Origin of the sequence: uncultured Tateyamaria sp., assembly GCF_947488715.1 — a bacterium.
Taxonomy (GTDB): domain Bacteria; phylum Pseudomonadota; class Alphaproteobacteria; order Rhodobacterales; family Rhodobacteraceae; genus Tateyamaria.
Map to the genome: position 1 here is coordinate 147,112 of NZ_CANLAG010000001.1, position 15,114 is coordinate 162,225.

Below are 15,114 nucleotides of genomic sequence, written 5' to 3' on the forward strand. Positions count from 1 at the left end.
AGGGCATGACCGCACCGCGCGCAGTGTTCGACGAGGCAAAGGGTGGCTGTTTGTGCGGCGCCGTGCGTTTTGTTGCGCGCGACGTGCCGGCCACCTTTGGGATTTGCCATTGCCCGATGTGCCGCCGCTGGACCGGGTCCGCCCTGGTCGAGGTCAGCATCAAGACCGAGAACATCACCTGGGAGGGTGCCGAACATATCGCGACGCGGGCGGGCAGTGATTGGGCCGAGCGGGCGTGGTGCCGTGAATGTGGCACGGGCCTGTATTTCCGGCAGACCAAGAAGGGTGAGTGGTTTGGGTCCACCGACCTGCCGCTGGGCATTTTCGATGATCCCAACGGATTTACCCTGACGCATGAGATTTTCACCGATCACACCCCGGACGGGTTCGAGATCGTGGATCAGGGTCACAAGCGGCTGACCCGCGCCGATGTCGTGGCGTTGAACCCGGATGTGGGAGAGACGTGATGGTGGGTCGTCTCGTTCTGGCAGTTGTGATGGCGGTTGGTCCGGTGCCGATGGTGGCGCAGGCACAGGATGGCAGTGTGTTCTATCCGCCTGTGGGGTGCACCGGTGCGCTGACCATTCAGATGCGCAGTTGCCGGGTGGCCAATATCTATACCTGTGCCGCGGATGCGCCGGGCGAAAACTGGAAACTGGTGCTGGAGGCCGATGGCCCCGTGTTCCTGTCCAAGATCGACCGCGAAACGCAGTGGCTGGAAAGCTATGATCTGTTTCCGACCCAGCACAATGTGCTGCGGTTGCCTGCGGATGATCCTGCGAACCTGACAGAGCTTCTTGAGACCGGGATCGACACGTTTGATTTCGTGCAAAAGATGGACGAGCGCATTGTACGGGTTGTCGGTTATGACCGGCTGACCGGGGATGATGTGATCATTGATGGCGAGCCGTTGCTCGGCACCGAATTTTCGGCGCGCTATGAAGATTTCGAGGGCACGTACCTGACGGTGACGGGCCGGGAATACGTGTCGGTGCGCCACCGCCGTTTCATTGGCGGTGTGACGACGCGTATGCAGGATGGCCGCGAGGTCGAGCGCGATTACACGCCGATCGACTTTATCTACCCCGATGAGCCGGGGTTTTTCAGCAAGACACCTCTTTACGACTGCGAGGCCTCGTTGGCCCGCTACGTTCCGACTGTGAAAGGATATGACCAATGACCAAATATGATGCCGAATGGGTCCGGGCCGAGGAAGCCAAGCGCACGTACATGGCCGAGAACGGTCTGTATTCCGAAGCGGAGGAGCATTCGTCCTGCGGTGTGGGGCTGGTTGTGTCTGTGGACGGATCCAAGAGCCGGGCGGTTGTGGAAAATGGGATCAAGGCGCTGAAGGCGATCTGGCACCGGGGTGCGGTGGATGCGGATGGCAAGACCGGTGACGGTGCGGGCATTCACGTGCAGATTCCGGTGGCGTTTTTCTATGATCAGATCGAGCGCACCGGCCACACGCCCAACCGCGATCAGATGATTGCCGTGGGGCAGGTGTTCCTGCCGCGCACTGATTTTGGCGCGCAAGAGACGTGCCGGACCATCGTCGAGACCGAAGTTCTGCGGATGGGGTATTACATCTATGGCTGGCGGCATGTGCCGGTCAGCATCGGCTGTCTGGGTGAAAAGGCGAACGCGACCCGGCCCGAGATTGAGCAGATTTTGATCAGCAATTCCAAGGGTGTGGACGAAGAGACCTTTGAGCGCGAGCTCTATGTGATCCGGCGTCGGATCGAGAAGGCGGCGGCAGCGGCACAGGTGCCTGAGCTGTATATTGCGTCCATGTCGTGCCGGTCGATCATCTACAAGGGCATGATGCTGGCGGAGCAGGTGGCGGAGTTTTACCCGGACCTGATGGACGAGCGGTTCGAGAGTGCATTCGCTATTTATCACCAGCGGTATTCGACCAACACCTTTCCGCAGTGGTGGCTGGCGCAGCCGTTCCGCATGTTGGCCCACAACGGTGAGATCAACACGCTGCGTGGCAATCTGAACTGGATGAAGAGCCACGAGATCCGCATGGCGTCGGGTGCGTTTGGCGACATGGCCGAGGACATCAAGCCGATCGTGGCGAATGGGTCGAGTGACAGCGCCGCTTTGGATGCGGTGTTCGAGGTGTTGGTGCGGGCCGGGCGCAATGCGCCGATGGCCAAGACGATGCTGGTGCCCGAATCGTGGTCCAAGCAGGCGGTGGAGCTGCCGCAGGCATGGCGCGACATGTATTCCTACTGCAACTCGGTGATGGAGCCGTGGGACGGCCCGGCGGCGTTGGCGATGACCGACGGGCGTTGGGTCTGTGCGGGGCTCGACCGCAACGGTTTGCGCCCCATGCGGTTTGTGGTGACCAAGGACGGGATGGTGATTGCGGGCTCCGAGACCGGGATGGTGCCGCTCGAAGAGGCCAACGTCGTCGAGAAGGGCGCGTTGGGTCCGGGGCAGATTCTGGCCGTGGATATGGCCGAGGGCAAGCTGTACCACGACACCGAGATCAAGGATCAACTGGCCGCGTCGCAGCCCTTTGGCGAGTGGGTCGGCAAGATCAATGACCTCGATCCCGCGCTGTCGGGCGTGACCGAGCAGGCACTGTTCACCGGGGATGCGCTGCGGCGTCGTCAGATCGCGGCGGGTTACACCATCGAAGAGCTGGAGAACATCCTCGCCCCCATGGCGGAGGACGGCAAAGAGGCGCTGGCGTCGATGGGGGATGACACCCCCAGCGCGGTTCTGTCCAAGAAATACCGGCCTCTGTCGCATTTCTTCCGGCAGAATTTCAGCCAGGTCACCAACCCGCCCATCGACTCCTTGCGCGAGTTCCGGGTGATGAGCCTCAAGACGCGTTTCGGGAACCTCAAGAACGTGCTGGATGAAAGCAGCGCGCAGACCGAGATCATCACGCTGGACAGCCCTTTTGTCGGCAACGCTCAGTGGAACGAGCTGGTCACCTATTTCAACGCGGACCTGGTCGAGATCGACTGTAGCTTTGCGTCCGGGCCGGGCGCGTTGAGCGCCGGTCTGGCCCGCATCCGTGCGGAGGCCGAAGACGCGGTGCGGTCGGGTGCCGGTCACATTGTGCTGACCGATCAGCATTCGGACGCGGACAAGGTGGCGATGCCGATGATCCTGGCCACCAGCGCGGTGCACAGCCACCTGACGCGCAATGGGCTGCGGACCTTCTGTTCGCTTAACGTGCGGAGTGCGGAATGTATCGACCCGCATTACTTTGCCGTGCTGATCGGCTGTGGGGCCACGGTGGTCAACGCGTACCTCGCTGAGGATTCACTGGCTGACCGGATCGACCGGGGCCTGATTGACGGGACGCTGACCGAGGCGGTTGCGCGCTATCGCAATGCCATCGACCAGGGTCTGCTCAAGATCATGGCCAAGATGGGGATCAGCGTTGTTTCGTCCTATCGCGGTGGTCTGAATTTCGAGGCCGTGGGTCTGAGCCGTGCGATGTGCGCCGAGTTCTTCCCCGGCATGACCAGCCGCATCAGCGGCATTGGCGTCACGGGCATCCAGTCCAAGGCCGAAGAGGTGCACGCACAAGGCTGGACCGGCACCAACGTGCTGCCCATTGGCGGGTTCTACAAGTCGCGCAAAACCGGCGAGACGCACGCTTGGGAAGCGTCGTCGATGCACATGATGCAGATGGCGTGCAACCGCGCGTCCTATCAGATGTGGCAGCAGTATTCGGCCAAGATGCGGTCGCAGCCGCCGATCCACCTGCGTGATCTGATGGACATCAAGCCGCTGGGCAAGGCGATCCCGCTGGAAGAGGTGGAAAGCATCACCTCGATCCGCAAGCGATTCGTGACGCCGGGCATGAGCCTTGGCGCGCTGTCGCCTGAGGCGCATAAGACGCTGAACGTGGCGATGAACCGGATCGGGGCCAAGTCGGACAGTGGTGAGGGCGGCGAAGATCCCGCGCATTTCCACCCCGAGCCCAATGGCGACAACCCGTCGGCCAAGATCAAGCAGGTGGCTTCGGGCCGTTTCGGTGTGACCGCCGAATACCTGAACCAGTGCGAAGAGCTGGAGATCAAGGTAGCCCAAGGCGCCAAGCCCGGTGAAGGTGGGCAGTTGCCCGGCATGAAGGTCACGGACCTGATTGCGCGGCTGCGGCATTCGACCAAGGGCGTGACGCTGATCTCGCCCCCGCCGCACCACGATATCTACAGCATCGAGGATCTGGCGCAGCTGATCTATGACCTGAAACAGATCAATCCACGCTGCAAGGTGACGGTGAAGCTGGTGGCCTCGTCCGGCGTTGGTACGATTGCTGCTGGTGTGGCCAAGGCCAAGGCGGATGTGATCCTGATCTCGGGCCACAATGGTGGCACCGGGGCCTCGCCTGCGACGTCGATCAAATATGCCGGTCTGCCGTGGGAAATGGGCCTGACCGAAGCGCATCAGGTGCTGAGCATGAACAACCTGCGTGAGCGGGTGACATTGCGCACCGATGGCGGCCTGCGCACGGGTCGGGATATTGTCATGGCGGCGATGCTGGGGGCCGAGGAATACGGCATCGGCACGGCGGCGCTGATCGCGATGGGCTGTATCATGGTGCGTCAGTGCCAGTCGAACACCTGCCCCGTGGGCGTGTGTACGCAGGATGAGGCGCTGCGCGACAAGTTCACCGGCAATGCAGACAAGGTTGTGAACCTGATCACCTTCTATGCGCAGGAAGTGCGCGAGTTGCTGGCCAGCATCGGTGCGCGCAGCATGGATGACGTGATTGGCCGTGCGGACCTGTTGGCACAGGTCAGCCGTGGGTCGGCGCATCTGGATGATCTGGACCTGAACCCGATGCTGATCACTGTCGATGGGGCGGCGGACATCGTTTACAACCGCGACAAGGATCGCAACGCGGTGCCTGACACGCTGGATGCACAGATTGTGCGGGATGCGGCGCGATTCCTTGAGGATGGCGAGAAGATGCAGCTTTCTTATGCGGTGCAGAACACGCATCGGACTGTGGGCACACGGACGTCCAGCCATATCGTGCGCAAGTTCGGGATGCGCAACACGTTGCAGCCCGATCACCTGACGGTCAAATTGACCGGCTCTGCCGGGCAGTCGCTGGGGGCCTTTGCGGCGCCGGGGCTAAAGCTGGAAGTGTCGGGGGATGCCAACGACTACGTGGGCAAGGGGCTGTCGGGGGGCACCATTGTGGTGCGTCCGCCCATGGCCTCGCCCATTGTTGCGGCTGAGAACACCATCATTGGCAACACCGTGCTGTACGGTGCGACGGACGGCTATCTGTTTGCCGCCGGTCGCGCGGGCGAGCGGTTTGCCGTGCGCAACTCGGGTGCGTCGGTGGTGATTGAGGGCTGTGGGTCGAACGGTTGTGAGTACATGACCGGCGGTGTGGCCGTGATCCTGGGTGAGATTGGCGCAAACTTTGGTGCCGGTATGACCGGGGGTATGGCGTATCTCTATGATCCTGAGGGCAAGTGTCAGGAGCTGATGAACATGGAGACGCTGGTGACCTGCCCTGTGACGGTGGATCACTGGATGGACGAGCTTGAGGGCTTGTTGGAGCGTCATCTCGAAGAGACGGGCAGTGCGAAGGCGGCGGACATCCTGCAACATTGGGACACCGAGCAGCGGCATTTCGTGCAGGTGTGTCCGATCGAGATGCTGGACAAGCTGGCGCATCCCATCCGTGTTGAGGCGGCGGCCGTTCCGGCGGAGTAAAGCGTAGGTGCATATGGCGGTGGTGGCGCGGGTCACCACCGTTTGTCGTCAGTGGCCGTCGGTGCGTTCGACCATTTTGGACGCCTTGTCGCGGCTGCCTACGTGTGTGTTTTCCGCAAGTATGTCGGCGATGCGTGTGGGCATGGTGCCGAGTTTGTGCGCGATGACATGGTCGGCGTCACCGGACCATTTGAGCACCCAGACCAGTGCGGCGTCGGCGGCGTTCAGCACGCGGTGTTGTGGTGCGATTGTGGTGGCGTGGGTTGGTGTCAGTACGTCTATCATCTCCGATCTCCGAAATGTGGTTAAGGCGGTGTGACCATACCAGAATCGGTTACCAGTCGTTAGGGATTAACGCTTTGTAATTTATTAGAGTTTTTTGCAGTCGTGCTGAACAGAGTGTTGCGGGCTGGTCAGGGGGCCTGTGTGGCATATGTCTGGGGCATGAGGTTTGCGGTCGTTTTGGTGTGGGTGTTGTGCGGGTCTGCGTGGGCCGAGCCGTTGCGCGTGCTGGCCATCGGGGACAGCGTGTTGGCGTGGCACAAGTGGACGGGGCGAGACATTCCGTCGGTGATAGGTGACGTGCTGGGCGCACGTGTCGACAACGACGCTGTTGCGGGGGCGCGGTTTTCCAATGCGTCGGCGCTGGGGCGGGCTGTGGGGTTTGACGTGCGGGCGCAGTTTCGGCGTGGTCCGTGGGACATGGTGCTGGTCAACGGCGGTGCCAATGACATGCTGAACGATTGCGGCTGTGGCGCCTGTGATGGCGTTCTGGACGGGTTGCTGGCCGCGGATCTGACCGGAGAGGTGCCGCAGTTCGTGGCCGAGATCCGCGCGACGGGCGTGCAGGTTCTGTGGATGGGCTACTATGCCAGCGCGCGGTCCGGGCAGTTCGCAGGGTGCCGCCCCTATCTGGTGCAATACGACGCGCGGATGGCGCAATTGGCAGAGGCGACGCCGGGCATGACATTCATCGACAGCGAGGACGTGCTGGACCCGGACGACCGGGCGAACTTTGCCTTTGATGGCATCCACCCGTCGCCCCGTGGCGCGCGCAGGATTGGCACATATCTGGCCCAATCTGTCGCGCAGTAGTTCACAGGCCAGACGCGTCCGCCTATAGCTGGGGCCATGGCGAAACCACGCACCTCCAAATCCAGGAAAAAGGCCAAACCGACGCGCCGGTTTCGGCCGATGCGATGGCTGCTGCGGTGGGGGCTGCGCGTGGTCAGTGTCGTGTTTCTGATCGCGGTGGCGGTGACCTTGCTGTGGTCGGTGCTGAACCCGCCCACGACCTTTTACATGATGCAGGAAAGCCGACGGCTGGGCGGCGTGGACCACGAGTGGGTCGACATGAACGAGATCGCACCGATCATGGCGCGTGCCGCCGTGGCAGCCGAGGATGCCAATTTCTGCCTGCATTGGGGTCTGGATGTGGTTGCGATCCGGCGCGCCATTGACGAAGGCAGCAACAGGGGCGCGTCCACCATCAGTCAGCAAGTGGTCAAGAACGTGTACCTCTGGCACGGGCGGTCCTGGGTGCGCAAAGTGATGGAGGCGGCGATGACGCCGCTGGTCGAGGCGATCTGGTCCAAGCGGCGTATCCTTGAGGTTTATCTGAACGTGGCCGAGTTCGACGAAGGCGTGTTCGGGATCGAGGCGGCGTCGCGGCACTATTTCGGCGTGGGCCCCGAAGCCCTGAGCAATGTGCAGGCGGCACGGCTGGCCGCGATCCTGCCCAATCCCAAGAACCGGAGCGCCAGCAACCCGTCGTCTTTTGTACGCAAACGGGCCTCTCAGATCCTGAGCGGGGCGGCCACGATCCGCGCGGATGGGCGCGCGCGCTGTTTCCAGAGTTGAAAATCCCCGCCGGGGGGTGCATGGATGCCTGACCCCGCGATTGACCCGGAAGACCCATGGCCCGTCTGTTTCACGTCCCGCTGTCCCCCTTTTGCCGCAAGGTGCGTCTGAGCCTTGCCGAAAAGAAGATCGAGGTGGAGCTGGTCGAAGAGCGGTATTGGGAGGGTGATCCCGATTTCCTGCGCCGCAACCCGGCGGCCAAGGTCCCCGTGCTGCGCCTCGATGGAGTGATGATGAGCGAGAGCGCGGCCATCTGCGAATATATCGAGGAGACACGCCCCGATCCGTCACTGATGCCTGCGGATCCGGCGGCCAAGTTGGAGGTGCGGCGGTTGGTGGGCTGGTTTGACGACAAGTTCCACAACGAGGTGACGTCCAAGCTGCTTTATGAGCGGGTGAACAAGAAGGTGATGGGGCAAGGTTTCCCCGACAGCCGCAACGTCAAGGACGGGGCGAAGGCGATCAAGTATCACCTGGATTACATGACCTGGCTGCTGGATCACCGCCGCTGGTTGGCGGGGGATGTGATGACGCTGGCCGATTTTGCGGCGGCGGCGCATCTGTCGGCGCTGGACTATATCTCGGACGTGGATTGGAACCGCAGCGAGGTGGTCAAGGACTGGTATGCCAAGATCAAGTCGCGCCCGGCCTTTCGCAGCATTCTGGCGGATCAGGTGCCCGGATTTCCGCCGCCCCGGCATTACAATGATCTCGATTTCTAGATCTGCCGTCGGACCGGGGGTTTGCCACCCCCGGACCCCCGCGCATATTTTCGGAACAATGAAGCCATGGGCGCGCTGAAAGAGCGGGTTGTGGCGCAGGCCCTCGGCGAGGGGTTTGTGGCCGCGCGCGTATGTCGGCCCGACGCGGTGCCGCAGGTGGCGGAACGGTTGGCCACGTTTGTTGCCGAAGGGCGGCATGGGCAGATGGGGTGGATGGAAGAGCGGATGCATTGGCGTGCTGATCCGTCCGTTTTGTGGCCCGAGGCGCGGTCGGTGATCATGTTGGCCGAAAGTTATGCGCCGGAGCATGATCCGCTGGCGGTGTTGGCGCGGCCCGATTTGGGGGCCGTGTCCGTCTATGCGCAGGGGCGGGATTACCATGACATCGTCAAGAAGCGGCTGAAGCGATTGGCGCGTTGGTTGATTGCGGAAGCGGGGGGCGAGGTGAAGGTGTTTGTGGACACGGCACCGGTGCCGGAGAAGGCGCTGGGACAGGCGGCGGGTCTGGGGTGGCAGGGCAAGCACACAAATCTGGTCAGTCGGGATTGGGGCAATTGGGCCTTTTTAGGGTCTGTTTTCACCACCTTGGAGCTGGCGCCCGATGCGCCGGAGCGGGATCATTGCGGGTCGTGCCGGGCTTGTCTGGATGTGTGTCCGACGGAGGCGTTTCCGGCGCCGTATCAGTTGGATGCGCGGCGGTGCATTTCCTATCTGACAATTGAGCATAAGGGACCCGTGGATGAGGCGCTGCGCCCAGGCTTGGGCAACCGGATTTACGGTTGTGATGATTGTCTGGCGGCCTGTCCCTGGAACAAGTTTGCGGTGGCGGCGAGTGACATGCGGTATTTGGGGGCAGTGGGCGCGCCGCCCTTGGCCGCGTTGGCGGGGCTGGATGATGCGGCGTTTCGGGCGCGGTTTTCCGGCTCGCCCATCAAGCGGATCGGGCGGGACCGGTTTGTGCGCAATGTGCTTTATGCGGTTGGCAATTCGGGGGATGCGTCGCTGGTTGGGGTGGCGCAGGCCCTGGTGGATGACGCGGATGGTGCGGTTGCGGACGCGGCGCGCTGGGCGGTGGCGCAATTGGGCGCGACAGGTCGGAAACAGGCGCAGTAGGCCGGGTCAAAAGGGGAGTGCGGCATGGCCATTTTGCTGGGGGTCGATACGGGCGGCACCTATACGGATGCAGTTCTGGTTCAGGATGATGCGGTTGTGTTGGCGCGTGCCAAGGCGCTGACGACGCGCCATGACCTGGCCCTTGGGGTTGGGTCGGCGGTGCGGTCGGTTCTGGAGGTATCGGGTGTGTCTGCGGATGCGGTGGCGATGGCGTCGCTGTCCACGACCTTGGCGACCAATGCGCTGGTTGAGGGGCAGGGGGGGCGTGTCGCGCTGATCTATGTCGGGTTTCGGGCGCAGGATCTGGAGGCGCAGGGGTTGGCGGATGCCCTGGCGGGCGACCCGGTGTGTGTGCTGGCTGGTGGTCATGGGCATGACGGAGCGCAGGTGGCTGCGTTGGACGAGGCGGGGCTTTTGGCCTTTTTAGAGACGCATGGCGGGGATGTGAGCGGTTTTGCGGTGGCGTCGCAGTTTGCCACGCGGAACCCGGCGCATGAGTTGCGTGTGATGGAGGTAGTGCGTGCGGTGACGGGGCGGCCGGTGTCGGCGTCGCATCAGTTGTCGGCCAAGCTGGGCGGGCCGAAGCGGGCGCTGACGGCGGTGTTGAATGCGCGGTTGATCGGGATGATTGACGGGTTGATCGGGCGAGCGGAGGATGAGCTGCGCCGTGTTGGCATTGCCGCGCCGATGATGGTGGTGCGGGGAGATGGGGCGCTGATGTCGTCGACGCAGGCGCGGCAGCGGCCCATCGAGACGATACTGAGCGGGCCGGCGGCCTCCATTGTGGGGGCGCGGTGGCTGACGGGGATGGATCATGCGCTGGTCAGTGACATTGGCGGCACAACAACTGATGTGGCGGTGTTGCGAGATGGGCGTCCGGCCATTGATCCGCAGGGCGCGCGGGTGGGTCCATACCGCACAATGGTCGAGGCGGTTGCGATGCGCACCACCGGGCTGGGCGGGGACAGTGAGGTTCATTTCGTTTCGGAGGGGCTGCGTGGGGGTGTGACCCTGGGGCCGCGCCGGGTGGTGCCGGTGTCGCTGTTGGCGGTGGAGCATCCGGGCGTCGTCGATACCCTTGCACAGCAGCTGCGCAGCACGACGCCGGGCGAGCATGACGGGCGGTTTGTGCGGGCGGTGCCGGGTGTTGCGACGGACGGGTTGACGGGGCGGGACGCCGCGTTGCTGGAGCGGATCGGGACGCAGATGCACCCGCTGGCTGCGGTGTTGCGCACGCGGATGGAGCAGGGCGCTCTCAAGCGGCTGGTGGCGCGGGGCGTGGTGCAGATTGCGGCGCTGACGCCCTCGGATGCGAGCCACGTGTTGGGTACGCTGGACGCATGGGATGCGGAGGCCGCGCGGCTGGCCTGTGTCCTCTTTGGGCGGCGCAGGACCGGGGCGGGCGAGGTTCTGGCCAGTGACCCAACCGTGTTGGCCCAGATGATCGTGGATCAGTTGACCCATCAGACCGGCGTTGCGCTGTTGCAGGCGGCGCTGGCCGAAGAGGGGCTGGACGAGGCGTTGGCCACCCATGTCCTGATGCAGCACGGATTGGGCGGGCATGACGGTTTGGTCAAGTTAGAGACTGGTTTGAACGTGCCGGTCATTGGCCTGGGCGCGTCGGCGGCGACCTATTATCCAGCTGTGGGTACGCGGATGGGCACCAAGATGGTGCTGCCTGAAGACGGCGGTGTCGCGAACGCCATTGGCGCGGTGGTGGGGCGTGTCACCATACGCCGCAGCGGGACGATCACAGCCCCAAGCGAAGGGCTGTTCCGCGTCCATCAGGAAAGCGGCCCGCAGGATTTTACGGCGTCAGACACCGCGCTTGCCCATTTGGAAGAGACCCTGACCCAAGAAGCATCCGGGGCGGCGCGGGATGCGGGGGCCGACGAAATAGAAGTGCAGGTCATGCGCGACATCCGCACGGCACAGGCCGAAGCGCGCGAGGTCTTTGTCGAAGCGACCATCACGGTCGAGGCCACGGGTCGTCCGCGCGTGGCCCTGGGATAGCTCAGGTGGTGCGCGCCCAGATGCCGCCCCTGGGGCTGAAGTTGGCGTTGCCACAGGTGAACAGGGTGCCCGCCCAGGCCGTAACGCTGGTGAGGTTGCCGGTGAACGGCATGGTTTGACCCGGCGTCGGGCTGTCTTGGATCCAGCCGCCGGTGTCATCGATGCGCCATAGCGCCATGGGCAAATCCGGAGTGTTATGGCGAGGCGTCACAAACGCGCAGATTTTGCCGTCAAATACGGCGGTGTTCATGCTGCAATGCTTTGACGCCACGGCGTCGGGCACAGGACAGGCTGTCCAGTTCACCCCATCTGTTGACCAGTAGACACGGGGTTCGGGGTAGCCCGGAGAGATGGAGCTGATCGACCAAAGCTTGCCGCCCATTGCAGTGAGGTTGAACGTCAGCGCCGGAGGTAGGTTACAGATACCCTGTGGCTCCCAGCCCCCTTGACCGTTTGCGGTCCATTCGAACAGCGAGAAGGTGGCGCCATTGTCGGCATAGGCACGCAGTTTGCCGTCTGCGGTCGCAAGGATTGGGGACGCGACCAATGCCGCGTTTTCCAAGGGTTGTGGCATCTCTGTCCAGGTCACCAGATCGCTGGACCGCAGGATGATGCCATTGCGCAGGCTCGTCGTGGCAGACAGGAACGTTTCGGTCTGGGTTGTTGTGGAGAACAATGGTGCGTCGAATTGCAGGGGCGGCAACGTCGTTACCTGTGACCAGTCCAGCCCATTTGCTGATATCCACAAGCCGCCGGGCGCGTCGTCTTTGCCCATATCAACGAGGGCAATTCCGGCGTGGGTTTCCACCAGATAGCTCTGGTGATCCATCGGGATCGGTCCGTCGCTGACCGGCACCCATTCAATGGCGGGTACGTCGATCGTGGTGCTTGCGTCGCTGGGGTGGACGGTTGCGGGGTTTGTGGCCAACAGCGTCAGTGTTGTCGGCACCACAAAAGGGATATCGCTGTTTCCTGTGGTCGGGACAGCATGCGGCGCGGGACCCGGTGCGGTTTGCAGGGTGACGTCTGTGGCGCTGGAGGATGTCCAGTTTGGGTGTGCAACAGGTGGCCCGTCGGCCGAGGACGTGACCGGTGCGTCCAACGTCACCGAGGGCGGGATGATCGACACGTTGATCTGGGCGCTGACCGGCAGAGCACGCAGAGCGCCGGGCCCTGGTTCTGCCGTCAGGTTGAATGGGGTCAGTTGGTACAGCGGGTCCTGGATCTGGAAGCTGCCCACGGGGGGGAGCGGTGTCGAGGGGTCGTCCTTGACGTGTCGGATCACCTTGCCGTTGTAGCTGAGCGCAATGACGGAGCCGAGCGATGCCTCCCAAGAGACGAGGGGGGATCCGCCATAGACCACCGCCCCCGGAGGCGCATCAAAGGCGTAGATGGCGAGGGTGGGCCAGACTTTGGTGATGTCCGCGTGGCTTTTGTACTCTTGGTTGTCTGGTCCGATGGTCTGGGCCATTTGGAGCGTCGACGTGCCGGGTTCGTCGTTCACGGTGATGTTCTTGATGTCGAATTCCAGCCCTTTGGGGCCGACCTGTCCGGCGGCGGTGTTCACAGGGGTCATGGTAAAGGCCCCGCCGTTCCGGCGCATTTGCCAGCCCGGCGGACATTTGACGGTGACGTTGTCGTACCCGCCTGCGAGGTCCGGTGGGAATGTGCCCATGGGCAGTGTGATTTTGAGGGACGCGGTTGTGATCATGTCGTTGGTCGCGTTGGTTGCGGTGAACGACAGGGAAAGCGTTTGACCGCATTCCGCGTGGTTGGCGCTGGTCACGACGGCCAGTATCAGCGGTGCCCTTTCGGTCACGTTTGCGTCCTTTTCCGGTCAGGCATTTTTGGCCCAGATCCCTTGTTTTGGTGCTGTTATGCCGTTGCCAGCGGTAAAGAGCGCGGTGTTGCATTGTGCCAGGCTGAGCCCGTACCCGGTTGGGTCGAGCATCGTTTGGCCGGGGATTGCAGGGTCTTGGGTCCAGGTGCCCGAGGCATCGATGCGCCACATCGCCATGGGCAAGGGGTCGGGGTTGTGCCTTTGCGTGACAAAGAAGCAGATTTCAGAGTTGAACACGGTGGCGTGCAGGCTGGCGTTGCCGGTGACCCCGGTGGGGGGCGGGTGGCTGTCCCATGTCACGCCATCTGTCGAGCTGTAGAGGTCGAGGACCGGATCCCCGAATGTGATGCGCCCCAGCGACCATAGCTTGCCCGCCGTAAAGATCAGGCATGTGCCGATGCCCATTGGCAGGTTGGGTTGTGGCACTTGCGTCCAGGTTTGCATCAGGTCCGTAGAGGACCAGATCATTTGTTCTGAGAACGGGGCAAAGGCCCATGCGGTGCCTGTATCGTCAAAGGTGATCGCGGGGGGTGCGAATGCGGCGAAAAAGCTGGCCTGGGGCAGGGCGGTCCACGTTTGCAGGTCGGTTGAGCTGTAGATCATGGACGGCGCGCTGCCTTTGGGGGCCACGGACAGGTAGGTGGTGCCGGCGTTGACCGCTGTGTAGACGGGCAGTTGGTAGTCAAACGCGGGCGGCGTTGTGATCTGGTCCCAGCTGAGGCCATCCGTGCTTGTCCACATGCTGCCGGTGGTGACGTCATCCGTGCCGACTGTCACCAGCAACAGGCCCGCGTGGGTTTCGAGCAGTCGCACTTGTTCCGTCAGGGGGACGGGGCCGTCTGCGGCGGACACCCAGGTGAAGCTGGGCGGCGTGACCGCCTGTGTCGCGGTGGCGGCGGTTGCTGACACCGGGTTCGTGGCGGTGAGTGCAAAGCTGGTGGGGCCGGTGATGGGCAAGGCCATGCCGCTGGACCCGACACTTACGGTCTGGGTGCTGGCGGGGGGTGTGGATGTCAGTGTCGCAGCGTTGGCGCTGGTTGTGGTCCAGTTCAGCGTCGCGCTGGGCAGGGCATTTGCGTTTGGCGTGACGCTGGCCGTCAGCGTGGCCGTGGGGGGCGCGATGGGCACGGTGATCTGCTTTTGCAGTTCTGCCGCCGTCGCGGCGGTGGCGCTGGCCGTGGCCGTTACGGTGACGATGGTGGGCTGTGTCACCTCATCGAGCGCATAACTGCCCGCGCTGGGCAGTGGGGTGGACGGGTCGTTCTTGACGTGGGTGATCGTCACGCCATTGGCATCCAGCGCAATCACCGCCCCGCTTGAACCTGTCCAGTAGATCGTGGTGGAGCCGTCATAGAGCGCGGGCAGCGGGTCGGCGTAGACATCCGTGAGGCTGAGTGGTGGCAGGATCTTGTTCAGGGTTGCCGTGTTTTCGCAGGGCGCGATGTCAGGCGGTTGGTTCGGATGTGTGATCGGTTTGTGCGCCGCGACCATCGTGACAGAGGTCTGGCCGGGGGCGTCGTTGACCATGATGTTCAGAATCTGAAACTCGAGACCCGCAGCGCCCACGGCGCCGGTGTTGGACGCGCTGGGCGTCACCGTGAAGGTGCCCCCGTTCTGGTGCAACTGCCAACCTGTCGGCGCAATCAGTTCAACCCCGTCAAAGCCGGTGGCGAGATCAGAGGGGAACATCCCGACCTGAAGCGTGAACGTCACCTTGGTCACGTCGATCAGGGCATCGGTCGTGTTGGTCAGCGTAAACAAAAGGTCCAGATTTTCGCCACATTCGGGTGCGGCGGGCAGGGCGGTCAGAGCCGTTATCAGGGGCTGTTGGGTCATGGGGCCGGGTGCCTTTCTTGCACG

The 15,114-nt window shown here is 63.2% G+C and carries 11 protein-coding genes; 8 read left to right on the top strand and 3 right to left on the bottom strand.

Going from position 1 to position 15,114, the window contains the following annotated elements; translation table 11 throughout:
- Positions 1–5 precede the first annotated feature (5 nt).
- The 3 genes from Q0936_RS00705 to gltB are packed head-to-tail and all read left to right on the top strand — an operon-like array spanning position 6 to position 5,706.
- Positions 6–467 carry a GFA family protein gene (locus Q0936_RS00705; RefSeq protein WP_299298173.1) on the top strand — a complete coding sequence of 154 codons (462 nt, stop codon included), beginning with the start codon at positions 6–8 and terminating at the stop codon, positions 465–467.
- Positions 467–1,180, top strand: a complete 714-nt coding sequence (locus Q0936_RS00710) for a hypothetical protein (protein ID WP_299298175.1) — start codon at positions 467–469, stop codon at positions 1,178–1,180. The genes Q0936_RS00705 and Q0936_RS00710 overlap by 1 nt, the downstream gene beginning before the upstream one ends.
- Positions 1,177–5,706, top strand: a complete 4,530-nt coding sequence (gene gltB / locus Q0936_RS00715; RefSeq protein WP_299164837.1) for a glutamate synthase large subunit — start codon at positions 1,177–1,179, stop codon at positions 5,704–5,706. The genes Q0936_RS00710 and gltB overlap by 4 nt, the downstream gene beginning before the upstream one ends.
- A 48-nt stretch (positions 5,707–5,754) precedes the next feature.
- On the opposite strand, the gene Q0936_RS00720 is transcribed toward gltB, so the two are convergent.
- The gene (locus Q0936_RS00720) at positions 5,755–5,991 is read right to left on the bottom strand and encodes a hypothetical protein (protein ID WP_299139571.1); all 237 of its coding nucleotides are present in this window, start codon (positions 5,989–5,991) and stop codon (positions 5,755–5,757) included.
- A gap of 159 nt (positions 5,992–6,150) precedes the next feature.
- Here Q0936_RS00720 and Q0936_RS00725 point away from each other — a divergent pair, with 159 nt between their 5' ends.
- The 5 genes from Q0936_RS00725 (at position 6,151) to Q0936_RS00745 (ending at position 11,414) form a co-directional block, all read left to right on the top strand.
- The gene (locus tag Q0936_RS00725) at positions 6,151–6,801 is read left to right on the top strand and encodes an SGNH/GDSL hydrolase family protein (protein ID WP_299377791.1); all 651 of its coding nucleotides are present in this window, start codon (positions 6,151–6,153) and stop codon (positions 6,799–6,801) included.
- A 36-nt stretch (positions 6,802–6,837) separates the two neighbouring features.
- A complete protein-coding gene (mtgA, locus tag Q0936_RS00730; protein WP_299297365.1) occupies positions 6,838–7,566 on the top strand; it encodes a monofunctional biosynthetic peptidoglycan transglycosylase in 729 nt (242 codons plus the stop codon).
- 56 nt (positions 7,567–7,622) lie between these two features.
- Positions 7,623–8,288 carry a glutathione S-transferase family protein gene (locus Q0936_RS00735; RefSeq protein ID WP_299139565.1) on the top strand — a complete coding sequence of 222 codons (666 nt, stop codon included), beginning with the start codon at positions 7,623–7,625 and terminating at the stop codon, positions 8,286–8,288.
- A gap of 66 nt (positions 8,289–8,354) precedes the next feature.
- Entirely contained in the window at positions 8,355–9,401 is a 1,047-nt protein-coding gene (gene queG, locus Q0936_RS00740) for a tRNA epoxyqueuosine(34) reductase QueG (protein ID WP_299297364.1), read from the top strand.
- Between the two features lie 24 nt (positions 9,402–9,425).
- Positions 9,426–11,414, top strand: a complete 1,989-nt coding sequence (locus tag Q0936_RS00745) for a hydantoinase/oxoprolinase family protein (protein ID WP_299297363.1) — start codon at positions 9,426–9,428, stop codon at positions 11,412–11,414.
- A gap of 1 nt (position 11,415) precedes the next feature.
- Here Q0936_RS00745 and Q0936_RS00750 read toward each other — a convergent pair whose 3' ends face one another.
- Both Q0936_RS00750 and Q0936_RS00755 read right to left on the bottom strand, forming a co-directional pair.
- Positions 11,416–13,233: a hypothetical protein gene (locus tag Q0936_RS00750; protein ID WP_299297361.1), complete on the bottom strand. Its 1,818-nt coding sequence runs from the start codon at positions 13,231–13,233 to the stop codon at positions 11,416–11,418.
- A gap of 18 nt (positions 13,234–13,251) precedes the next feature.
- Positions 13,252–15,090, bottom strand: coding sequence for a hypothetical protein (locus Q0936_RS00755; RefSeq protein ID WP_299297360.1), 1,839 nt, complete (start codon positions 15,088–15,090; stop codon positions 13,252–13,254).
- Positions 15,091–15,114: the final 24 nt, after the last annotated feature.

Bases quoted from the DNA above. Each gene is read 5' to 3' on its own strand.
- queG (WP_299297364.1), top strand. From the start codon at position 8,355: ATGGGCGCGCTGAAAGAGCGGGTTGTGGCGCAGGCCCTCGGCGAGGGG.
- Q0936_RS00745 (WP_299297363.1), top strand. From the start codon at position 9,426: ATGGCCATTTTGCTGGGGGTCGATACGGGCGGCACCTATACGGATGCA.
- Q0936_RS00725 (WP_299377791.1), top strand. From the start codon at position 6,151: ATGAGGTTTGCGGTCGTTTTGGTGTGGGTGTTGTGCGGGTCTGCGTGG.
- Q0936_RS00735 (WP_299139565.1), top strand. From the start codon at position 7,623: ATGGCCCGTCTGTTTCACGTCCCGCTGTCCCCCTTTTGCCGCAAGGTG.
- Q0936_RS00720 (WP_299139571.1), bottom strand. From the start codon at position 5,991: ATGATAGACGTACTGACACCAACCCACGCCACCACAATCGCACCACAA.
- Q0936_RS00705 (WP_299298173.1), top strand. From the start codon at position 6: ATGACCGCACCGCGCGCAGTGTTCGACGAGGCAAAGGGTGGCTGTTTG.
- gltB (WP_299164837.1), top strand. From the start codon at position 1,177: ATGACCAAATATGATGCCGAATGGGTCCGGGCCGAGGAAGCCAAGCGC.
- Q0936_RS00710 (WP_299298175.1), top strand. From the start codon at position 467: ATGGTGGGTCGTCTCGTTCTGGCAGTTGTGATGGCGGTTGGTCCGGTG.
- mtgA (WP_299297365.1), top strand. From the start codon at position 6,838: ATGGCGAAACCACGCACCTCCAAATCCAGGAAAAAGGCCAAACCGACG.
- Q0936_RS00755 (WP_299297360.1), bottom strand. From the start codon at position 15,090: ATGACCCAACAGCCCCTGATAACGGCTCTGACCGCCCTGCCCGCCGCA.